We start from the raw sequence: 10,311 nt of genomic DNA on the forward strand, positions 1-10,311 counted from the left end.
CCCAGGATGAGGTCCACTGCGTGCCGCACCCCCACGTCCCCCTCCTGCCCGGGCAGCCGGCCCAGCAGCAGCCGCTCCAGCAGGGCGAAGCGCGCCGCCGTCCCCTCCACCGCGCCCAGCCGCTCCCGCCACTCGCGCGCCTCGCGCGGCCAGAGGTCCCCCAGCGCCACCTTCGCGTCCGTCAATTCCAGCAAGGGCAGCCGCAGGAACGGCTGCGCGCCCCCGGGCCGGAAGCGCACCGCGATGAAGGACGCATGCGTGGACAATGGCACCACCTCCGCCGCCCGCATCGCTCCCACGACGTGCAGCCCCACCCGGTCCGTCAGGTCCACCAGGATGTCCAGGCACCCGTCCGGCAGCACCCGGTGCACTCCCACCGGCGCCGCTCCCGACAGCTCCAGCGCCCAGTAGCACTGGACGTACGGCGCCAGCGCCGCGCAGGGGCTCGCCTCCACGTAGCGCATCAGGCCGCGTCCGCGACGGCCGCGCGGGGCAGCCACACCGTGAAGCACGTGCCCTTCCCCGGCCCCTCGCTGCTCGCCTGGATGCGGCCCCCGTGGCGCTCCACGATTTCGCGACAGATGGCCAGCCCCAATCCCAGCCCTCCGGCGTAGTGCTCGGTCGCGTTGCGCGCGCGGAAGAAGGGCGTGAAGAGCTGCGGCAGGCTCTCCTGCGGAATGCCGATGCCCCGGTCCTCCACGTCCATCCGCACCTGCCCGTCCTCCTCGCGCACCCGCACGGACACCGGCGTCCCCGGCGGCGAATAGCGCAGGGCGTTCTCCACCAGGTTCGTCAGCAGTTGATCCAACCGCTGCTCGTCCCACCGGCCCACCAGCTGCCCGTCCGGGGCGTCCAGGGACAACAACCCCTGGCGCTCCGGGCGCGTGGACTGGATGCGCTCCATCACCTCGAGCGCCAGCGCCGTCAGGTCCATGGGCGCCACCGTCAGCGCGAAGCGCCCCGACTGCAATCGCGACACGTCCAGCATGTCGCCAATCAGCCGCGTCAGCCGGTCCACCTGCCGCGTCAGCCGCTCGAAGGTGGCGCGCTGCCGCTCCGGCGTCAGCCCCACGCCGGACTCCGACTGGCGGATGAGCAGCTCCAGCGTCGCCTTCAGCGGCGTCAGCGGCGTGCGCAATTCGTGGCTCGCCATGGAGAGGAACTGGTCCCGGATGGCGATGGCCTCGCGCAGTTCCTTCTGCGTCCGGTCGATGCGCGCCGCCATGTCGTTGAAGCCGTCCGCCAGCTGCGCGACCTCGTCGTCGCCCAGGGCCTGCACCCGCAGCTCCCGAGCGGGCGTGCCCAGCGCGGCGAAGCCGTCCCGCAGCGTCTCCAGCCGCACCGCCACGTCCCGCCCCACCCACTGCGACAGGAGCAGCGAGATGGCGCCCGCCAGCACCGCGATGCCCACCACCCACGCGCCCATGCGCGTCACCGGCGCGAACGCCTCGCGCAGCCGCGCCGTCACCACCACCGTCCACTCCGTGTCCGGCACCTGCGCGTGCGCCACCAGCAGGCGGCGCCCGGATTCATTGAACGCCTCCAGCACGCCCTCCCGCGCCGACAGCGCCTCCGGAGCCAACATCCCCAGCACCGGCGCCCGCGTGAGCACGTCGCCGCGTTCGGTCTCGCGCAGCAGGATGCCGTCGCGCCGGTCGAACAGCTCCACGTGGTAGCTGCGCGAGGCCAGCGTCGACTGGAGGCCCAGCCGATTCAAGGACAGCCCGCCCACCAGCACCACGCGCTGGCCGTCCCCCAGGTCCACCCGGGTGGAGAAGACGATGAAGGGCAGCCCCGCGCGGGTGAGGAAGGGCCGCGATACCCACACCGCGTCGCCCCCGTGCAGCGCCTGCTGGAAGTACTCGCGCTCCGCGAAATTGCCGGTGAGGCGGTTGAGCCGCTTGGACGGCACCAGCGTCTCCCCGGTGGCGTCCAGCAGCCACGCCGCGTCGAAGAGGCCGGTGTCGTTCTCCAGCAACTCCACTCGCTCGACCATCTCCTTGCGGTCCCCGTTGCGCACCGCTTCGATGAAGCCCGGGTCCCGGCTCTGCGAACGCAGGAGCGAGCGCGCGATGGCCGCCGACTGCTCCAGCCACGCCGTCTCCGCCAGCACCGCCTGCTGCGCCTTGCCGCGCAGCTCCGCCGAGATGGCCCGCTGGGCCACGTACGACGTCACCGCCCCCACGCCCAGGATGGGCAGCACCGACGCCAGGGCCATGCCCCGGAACAGCCGCCAGCGAACCCCGGACGGCGCCGGGACCTGACGCATCCGCCACAACAGCAGACAGGCCAGGGCCAGCACCGCGTACACGCCCATCCCGGCCCAGGAGCCTCGCGACCCCAGCGCGAGCGTCATGTTCAGGAACAGGACGCTCATGCTGCCCGCGGCGATGCGGCAGGCCCGCTCGTGGCCGCGCCACAGCCCCACCGCCAGCAGGGCACCCGTCGCCAGGAAGGCGCCGCCCAGCAGCCGGATGAACGGTCCGAACGCCAGCAGCGACAGGCGGATGAAGCTGCTGGGGACCAGGACCATCAACCCGCCGAAGCTCAGCGCCACGCAGGCGATGAACACCGGCAGCAGGCCCCGCCCCTGGAAGCGGTGGGCCCGCTCCAGCAGCAGCATGCCCGCCATCAGCGGGTACAGGATGAAGCCCGTGATGCCCCGGGGCAGCACGGTGGCGGCCCACCAGTAGAACGCCACCGCCGCCAGGAAGAGCACCCGGCCCAGCCACCCCACGAAGGGCGGCCAGGTGGGGTACAGCATCGCGGCGAGCATCGTCGCCGAGCCCACCAGGAAGAGGCTGCCGAGCGAGCGGACGTACGGGTAGATGACCTGGAAGATGGCGGCCCCGAACTCGTAGGGCACGAAGACCATCGTGGTGCCCACGACAAGTCCGAAGGCCGCCGCGAACCACTCCACCCGTGCCCGCTCGAGGATGCCCACGGGCGGCACACTACACGTCCCGCTCCAGCTGTCAGTGGCGGAGTGCGGCCCGGGACGGACCGTTCGTCCAGTCCCTATCTCCGCCGCCAGGCGCCTTCCTATCGCCGCCGCCAGGCGTCGAGCAGATGCCCCACCACCGCGTCCACTCCCACGTCATGCGTGACCTGGGTGAAGACGAAGGGGCCCTCGCCGCGCATCTTCCGGGCGTCGCGGTCCATCACGCCCAGGTCCGCGCCCACGTGCGGCGCCAGGTCCGTCTTGTTGATGACCAGCAGGTCCGACTGGGTGATGCCCGGCCCGCCCTTGCGCGGCACCTTGTCCCCGCCCGCCACGTCGATGACGTACACCGTGTAGTCCGCCAGCTCGCGGCTGTACTGCGCGGCCAGGTTGTCACCGCCGCTCTCCACGATGAGCAGCTCCGGGTGCAGCTCCTCCATCAACTGCTCCAGCGCGAGCAGGTTGTGGCTGATGTCCTCGCGGATGGCGGCGTGGGGGCAGCCACCCGTCTCCACCGCCTTGATGCGCTCCGGGGACAGGGCCTGGTTGCGCACCAGGAACTCCGCGTCCTCCTTGGTGAAGATGTCGTTGGTCACCACGCCCAGGCGGTACTGGTCGCGCAGCTTCTTGCACAGGGCCAGCACCAGCGCCGTCTTGCCGCTGCCCACCGGCCCGCCAATCCCAATCGTGAAGGCCCGCTGCGAGTAGTCACGCCGGTGCGGCTTGTCGCGCGCGTCGAAGTGGCCCGGGTGCTCCCAGTCCTCGTGCGTGTGCTCGTGCCCGTCCTGCCCATGGCCGCGGTGGTCGTCGTCGTGCATGTCGCGCTTCCTTTTCGTCTCTTGTTTCAGGACAGGAACAGCCGGGAGTACAGCCGGTCGTGCGTGGCGCCCACCAGGTCCCACAGCGGCGCGGGCTGGGCCAGGGCCTCCACGCCCAATGCCTTGCATTGCTCCAGGACGGCCTCCAGTAGCGGCGTGGCCGCGTGCTGCACCTGGTGGGATTCATGAGTGCCGATGACGCCCATGCGCACGCCCGCGGACAGCGCGCCCCGCAGGGTGAGCGACAGGAAGAGTCGCAGCGCGTCCTCCTGCTCCACGTCCAGCGCGCGCAGCACCGCGCCGAACGCGGGCGCGTGGTGGAACTTCACACGGGCCGCGCGGGCCGCCTCGCGCACGGGCCCCACGGCCTCCGGGAAGATGCGCGCGCAGGTGTCCAGGAAGGCCCTGCCTTGTGTGCGGCTGGCCCGGTTCGCGACGTGGTTGGTGAGGAATGCATCCGCGCGCGCGTCCAGCGCCGGCAGGGAAGAGGGCTCGCGCCACGCCGCGCCCACCAGCGGCAGGCCCCCCAGCCCCGCCTGCCACACCAGCGCCTCCACGAAGCGCCGCACGTCACCCGGGCCGCGCACCTCGCCCGCCTGCACCGCGGCCTCCAGGCCCCCCGAGTGCGCGAAGCCCCCCGTGGGAAAGCCCGAGTCCGCCAGCTGCAACACCCTCCAGCCGGAAGCCATGGCGCGCGTTCCTTCAGAACAGCGAGTAGCGCTGCGCCAAAGGCAGCCAGGTGGCGGGTTCGCAGCGAAGCAGCTCCCCGTCCGCGCGGACCTCGTACGTCTCTGGATCCACCGTGATGACCGGCAGCGCGTCGTTGAGGCGCATGTCCTTCTTCCCCAGCGCGCGGCAGCCCACCACCGCGGACAGCCGCTTGGTGAGCCCCAGCCCCTGCACGGTGCCCTCCCTCAACGCGCGCCCGGACACGAAGGTGATGCTCGTGGAGCCCCGCGCCCTTCCACGCGCGCCGAACATGGGGCGCATGAGGTACGGCTGCGGCGTGGGGATGGACGCGTTCGCGTCCCCCATCTGGCCCCACGCGATGAAGCCGCCCTTGAGCACCAGCTCCGGCTTCGCGCCGAAGAAGGCGGGCCGCCACAGCACCAGGTCCGCGAGCTTGCCTGGCTCCACGGAGCCCACCTCGTGGGACAGCCCGTGGGCGATGGCCGGGTTGATGGTGTACTTCGCCACGTAGCGGCGGATGCGCAGGTTGTCGTTGTCGCCCTGCTCGCCGGGGAGCCGCCCGCGCTGCTCGCGCATCTTGTGCGCCGTCTGCCACGTGCGGGTGATGACCTCGCCCACGCGGCCCATGGCCTGGCTGTCGGACGCCATCATGCTGATGGCGCCCAGGTCGTGGAGGATGTCCTCCGCGGCAATCGTCTCTCCGCGGATGCGGCTCTCCGCGAAGGCCACGTCCTCCGGAATCTCGCGGTCCAGGTGGTGACACACCATGAGCATGTCCAGGTGCTCGTCCAGCGTGTTCACCGTGTACGGCCGCGTGGGGTTGGTGGAGCTGGGCAGCACGTTGGGCGCGCCGCACACGCGGATGATGTCCGGCGCATGGCCTCCGCCCGCGCCCTCCGAGTGGTACGTGTGGATGGTGCGGCCCTTGAACGCCGCCAGCGAGTCATCCACGTAGCCGGACTCGTTCAGCGTGTCCGTGTGGATGGTGACCTGCACGTCCTCCGCGTCCGCCAGCGTGAGGCACGTGTCGATGGCCGCGGGCGTAGTGCCCCAGTCTTCATGCAGCTTGAGTCCAATGGCGCCCGCGCGCACCTGATCCAACAAGCCCTCCGGCAGGGACGTGTTGCCCTTGCCGGTGAGGCCGATGTTCAGGGGAAGGGTGTCCGTGGCCTCCAGCATGCGCGCCAGGTTCCACGCGCCCGGCGTGCAGGTGGTGGCGTTGGTGCCGGTGGCGGGGCCGGTGCCGCCGCCCACCCAGGTGGTGATGCCGCTGGCGATGGCTTCGTCCGCCTGCTGCGGGCTGATGAAGTGGATGTGCGTGTCCAGGCCGCCCGCGGTGAGGATGAGCCCTTCACCCGCGATGACCTCCGTGGTGACGCCCACCACCATGCCCGGCGTGACGCCCGCCATGACGTCCGGGTTGCCCGCCTTGCCAATGGCGGAGATGCGCCCCGCCTTGATGCCCACGTCCGCCTTGAAGATGCCCGTCCAGTCCACCACGAGCGCGTTGGTGATGACGCAGTCGAGCGCGTCCGCGTCCCCTACTCCCGCGCGCTGGCCCATGCCTTCACGCAGCACCTTGCCGCCGCCGAACTTGCACTCGTCGCCGTAGACGGTGGCGTCACGCTCCACCTGGAGCCACAGGCCGGTGTCGCCCAGCCGCACCCGGTCCCCCGTGGTGGGACCGAACATGTCCGCGTAGTGGCGGCGATCCAGCTTGCGGCTCATGAGCGTTCCTCCTCGGGGGTCTCATCCTCGTGACCGAAGCCCTGCGCTCGCACGGCTTCCAACAGGCGCTCACGGCCTTCGTCGGACACCTTGCCGCTGCCCAGCGCGTTGCCGCCGCGCACCACCTGCTCGCCCGCGATGGGGACCAGCGGCACCGTCTTCACCTCGCCGGGCTCGAAGCGCACCGCCGTGCCCGCGGGGATGTCCAGCCGGTGGCCGTAGGCGCGGCCCCGGTCGACCACCAGCGCGCGGTTCACTTCCGCGAACGCGTAGTGACTGCCCACCTGGATGGGCCGGTCGCCCCGGTGCGTGACGCGCAGGGTGATGGCCTTGCGGCCCGCGTTGAGCTCCAGCGCGCCTTCCGCCGCGCGCACGTGCCCGGGCGGCCCTTCCGGTGACGCGGCGGGCACGGTGAAGCGCTCCAGCGGCGGCACCGGCAGGAAGCTGCCGTAGAGGGCCAGCGACAGGTCCCCGTGCTCCGCCACCACCGGGTGGTGCACGGTGACGAGCTTGGTGCCGTCCGGGAAGGTGCCCTCCACCTGCACCTCCGCCAGCATCTCCGGCACGCCGTCCATCACCTGCGCGCGCCCCAGGAACCGGCGCCCCAGGTCCATCAACTCCGCCACGCTGCGGCCGTCACGGATGTACTCCAGCAACTGGGTGGCGATGAGCGCCACGGCCTCCGGGTAGTTGAGGCGCAGGCCTCGCGCCAGCCGCTTCTGGGCGACGACGCCCGCCTGGTGCAGCAGCAGCTTGTCCACGTCACGGGGGGACAGATGCATGGGTCCGACTCCCTCGGTTCTTCGGGGTGCGGGATGCGCCGACCTGGCAGACCCTAGCGCGGCGCGTCAGCGTGGGCCAGGATGGGGGCCCCTCGCGCCGTTCTCCCCCTCCGGAGTCCCCCATGAAGAGCTTCAAGGCCGGCTTCCCCAAGACGCCCAAGGCGCCTCCCGCTCCACCGAAGACGACGAACACGGTGGCCCAGCCGACCTTCTCGAAGCCGGGCGCTCCTGCCGCGAAGCCGACGACGCCCACCACGTCGCCCACCACGTCGCCCACGGGCTCGCCGAATGTCTCCCGGCCGACAACGCCCACCGGGACGACGCCCCAGGGTGACGCGTTCAAGCCGTCCGGCAGCCCCCAGGCCTCGCCGTCGCGCCCGAACATCGACGCGAACTCGCTCCAGGGTCCGCAGCTTCCATCGCCCAACCTCTCCGAGAGCGACATCGCGGACATGGCCCTGGGCCGCACGCCGGGCAAGGGCAAGGCCATGACGCCGCGCCCTGAAATCCAGAAGATCGTCGAGGACATGAAGCTGGAGAATCCGGGCGCGGAGGTGCTGCGCTACACGGACCAGGGCGGCCACCCGATGCTGAAGCAGCCGAACATGCCCGCCGGCACGGACGCGGGCGTGTGCAGCGCGATGACCTCCGAGTGGATCCGCACCGGCAAGGAGGCGGGCGGTGACCCGCTGAAGGGCTCGCAGGCGTTCGGCAAGCTGACGGACAACCACTTCGGCAAGCTCATCGACAAGCAGCACGCCGAGCACCTGCAGAGCGACGCACTCACGAAGCTGAACGGCGCGCACCTGGATGACATCTCCAAGCTGGAGGGCAGCGTGAAGCAGCTCCAGGGCAAGAGCGCGCAGCGCAAGGAGATCAACGAGCTGCTCACCAACCCGGACCTGACGCTGGAGCAGCGCCAGGGGCTGACGGCGCAGCGCAACCAGCTGACCCAGGAGCTCAAGGCGGGGATGGCCCAGCTCACCCAGGACAAGGACGCCATCGCCCAGAAGCAGCAGTCCATCTCCCACCTGGTGGACGACTTCCGCACGGGCCGTGGCGGCGGCCACCCGGGCGTGAAGGTGCAGGACTTCGAGCCCATCACCCCCGACACCTTCGCGCAGAAGATGTACGACGGCACGAAGGAGAACGGCCACTACCGCATCGGCCTGCGCAAGTCGGGTGAGGCCGCGGAGGGCCACGTGCTGGGCCTGCACAAGACGGACGGCCCGAACCGCCTGCTGGACGCGAACACCGCCGAGTGGAAGACGAACAACCACAAGGACGCGGTCAACCTGACGGCGGATCACATCGACCAGCTGTACAAGGGCTACGCCACGTTCGACATCACCCGCTACTAGTCACACCCGCCGGGCCCACGGATCATCTCCCAGCAGGCCCGGTAGGAAGGACAGCCAGTCACGCGTGGTGGCCAGCAGCGTCTCCAATGACACGGCCGCCACGCGCAGCAGCAGGCCGTCCTCGCCCAGGGGGCTGGCGGAGACCACCTCCCGGGCGCGAGGCTTCACCGGCAGACCCGCCACGCGCGCGGCCAGGGCCTCGCGCGCGTCCTTCAACGCGGGCCCCACCAGCAGCACGGACGCCAGCGCGTCGAAGCGGCCCAGCCGCTCCGGCAGCGCGCCGTGCGCGGGGTCCAGCACCCAACGCTCATCCACCAGCGCGCGCCCTTCCCGCGCGACGCGCAGGCGCGAGGCGTAGTGCAGGAAGGCCCAGCGCTCGCCCCGGGCGCTGCGGCCCGCCGTCACCACGTCCACGAGCACCAGCGACGCTCCCGGTGACAGCGTCACGTCCAACGTCTGTGAATAGCGGGCGTCGGTGAAGCAGACGGTGGGGTCCGGCACCCAGGCAAGCAGCGCATCCCGGCCCACGCGCGCGACGAGGTCACTGCGGCAACCGTTGGGCGAGCGGTAGACCCGGTTCGCGCCCTGCGTCGCGAGCAGCGCCGACGCGCCGTCCGCCACGTCCACCTCCAGCCGCAGGTGGTCCCCGTCCACCAGCCCGCCACCGAAGGAGCTGGTATAGGCCCACGCCGCGTGGCCGTGGTTGCGCGGCGTGAGCAGCCGCAAGGGGCTGTGCGCCAGCGCGGTGCGCACCACGGTGCGGGGCCCCGAGCGCTCGAACGCGAGCCGCGCGACGCCCGCGCGCTCCGGGCCGGGATGAGCGGAAATCACCCTTCCCTTCTAGCACGGCGGGGCAGCAGACCCGGCCCGCGTAGCGTTTCGCGCTACAGCCGCATCCCTCGCGACAGACATGAGGCTCGCTGGCACGCAACCTGCTCTTGGGGCGGGCCGCCAAATCTGACATCGCATGTCAGAAATGGCGGAACCCCTCTTCCCAAGGGACAGCACCATGCACCGTCGTTCCTCCCGAGCCCCCTGGCTTCGAGCCCTGACCCTTTCCTCGTTCGCCGTGGGCGGCCTCTTCGAGGCCGCGCCCGCCCACGCCGCTGAAACGCGCGAGATGCCTGCCACCATCGTCAACGTGTCCATGCAGGACGGCGAGCTGACCGCGCGCATCCGCTGGTCCGCGGAGTCGAAGTCCCTGCCCGGGGAGGTGGAGGTCCTGTCCTATGACGGCACGGAGAAGATCACCGCGGGCGAGCGGCTTTCGCCCAAGGCCGGCGAGGAGGTGGAGGTGAAGCTGTCCGGCGCGGTGCAGGAGCCGTGGGAGACGGGCTGGGCCCAGCGGCTCGTCGTGCGTGAGGCGCAGGGCCGGGAGCTGGCCAGCCAGCCCTATGACGTCAGCCTCGCCTGCGAGGACGAGAAGACCTGCCAGTTGACGGCCGCGCCGGGCATCTCCGCCAGCCGCGAGGTCCTGCACGTGAGCAACGCCCTGCAGAAGACCCTCGGCGCCATCGAGAAGGAGCTGGGGACGAAACAGTTCGACCTGGTGCGCGAGGTGGCCCGGCGTGAGCCCTCGCTGTACGGCGAGGCCCTGAGCTACGCCCACGGCCTGAGCAAGATCGGCCCCGCCGAGGGTTGCCAGTGCTCCTGGGAGGCGTCCTACTCGCGCACCAACTCCTCGGGAACGAGCCTGGGCGCGGCGCACAACCTGTACTCGCGCCCCCTGTCCCAGAACAAGTCCTCCAACGCCCGCCTGACCACGCAGGGCAGCAGCCGCGTCACCCTGACCCTCCACTGCACGTCACTGGCCTCCATCCTCACGCAGGAGTTCGGCATCCGGCAGCCCGGCGGGCTGGTGAAGCCCGTGCGCATGCTCCAGCCCGTCTACAGCACCTGCGCCGGGACGTGCAGCGGCCGGTTCAGCCACTTCGGCCGCATCACCGGCAAAGCGACCGCGCAGAGCACCACCCCCTTCCCCCCGCCCACCA

General features: G+C 71.3%; 9 protein-coding genes. 2 read left to right on the top strand and 7 right to left on the bottom strand.

Annotated elements, in window-relative coordinates:
• The 6 genes from D7Y21_RS37455 to ureA form a co-directional block, all read right to left on the bottom strand.
• Nucleotides 1–464, bottom strand: a 464-nt coding sequence (locus D7Y21_RS37455; protein ID WP_370039835.1) for a DUF6597 domain-containing transcriptional factor, incomplete at its 3' end; no start/stop codon positions are given.
• Nucleotides 464–2,944, bottom strand: a complete 2,481-nt coding sequence (locus D7Y21_RS37460; RefSeq protein ID WP_370039837.1) for an ATP-binding protein — start codon at nt 2,942–2,944, stop codon at nt 464–466. The genes D7Y21_RS37455 and D7Y21_RS37460, both read right to left, overlap by 1 nt.
• 98 nt (nt 2,945–3,042) lie before the next feature.
• A complete protein-coding gene (gene ureG / locus D7Y21_RS37465; RefSeq protein ID WP_120599188.1) occupies nt 3,043–3,759 on the bottom strand; it encodes an urease accessory protein UreG in 717 nt (238 codons plus the stop codon).
• A gap of 26 nt (nt 3,760–3,785) precedes the next feature.
• A complete protein-coding gene (locus tag D7Y21_RS37470; RefSeq protein ID WP_121718248.1) occupies nt 3,786–4,448 on the bottom strand; it encodes an urease accessory protein UreF in 663 nt (220 codons plus the stop codon).
• 13 nt (nt 4,449–4,461) lie between these two features.
• Nucleotides 4,462–6,177: an urease subunit alpha gene (gene ureC / locus D7Y21_RS37475; RefSeq protein ID WP_120568373.1), complete on the bottom strand. Its 1,716-nt coding sequence runs from the start codon at nt 6,175–6,177 to the stop codon at nt 4,462–4,464.
• Entirely contained in the window at nt 6,174–6,959 is a 786-nt protein-coding gene (gene ureA / locus D7Y21_RS37480; protein WP_121718249.1) for an urease subunit gamma, read from the bottom strand. The genes ureC and ureA overlap by 4 nt, the downstream gene beginning before the upstream one ends.
• A 122-nt stretch (nt 6,960–7,081) precedes the next feature.
• On the opposite strand from ureA, the gene D7Y21_RS37485 reads away from it, so the two are divergent.
• Nucleotides 7,082–8,320 carry a hypothetical protein gene (locus D7Y21_RS37485; protein WP_121718250.1) on the top strand — a complete coding sequence of 413 codons (1,239 nt, stop codon included), beginning with the start codon at nt 7,082–7,084 and terminating at the stop codon, nt 8,318–8,320.
• Here D7Y21_RS37485 and D7Y21_RS37490 read toward each other — a convergent pair whose 3' ends face one another.
• Entirely contained in the window at nt 8,321–9,151 is an 831-nt protein-coding gene (locus D7Y21_RS37490; RefSeq protein WP_121718251.1) for an urease accessory protein UreD, read from the bottom strand. It lies immediately after the preceding gene.
• A gap of 178 nt (nt 9,152–9,329) precedes the next feature.
• On the opposite strand from D7Y21_RS37490, the gene D7Y21_RS37495 reads away from it, so the two are divergent.
• Nucleotides 9,330–10,311: hypothetical protein (locus D7Y21_RS37495; RefSeq protein ID WP_147469484.1), on the top strand; the 982-nt coding region annotated here is incomplete at its 3' end.

The sequence above is a fragment of the Corallococcus sp. AB045 genome (genome assembly GCF_003668895.1).
GTDB classification, from domain to species: domain Bacteria; phylum Myxococcota; class Myxococcia; order Myxococcales; family Myxococcaceae; genus Corallococcus; species Corallococcus coralloides.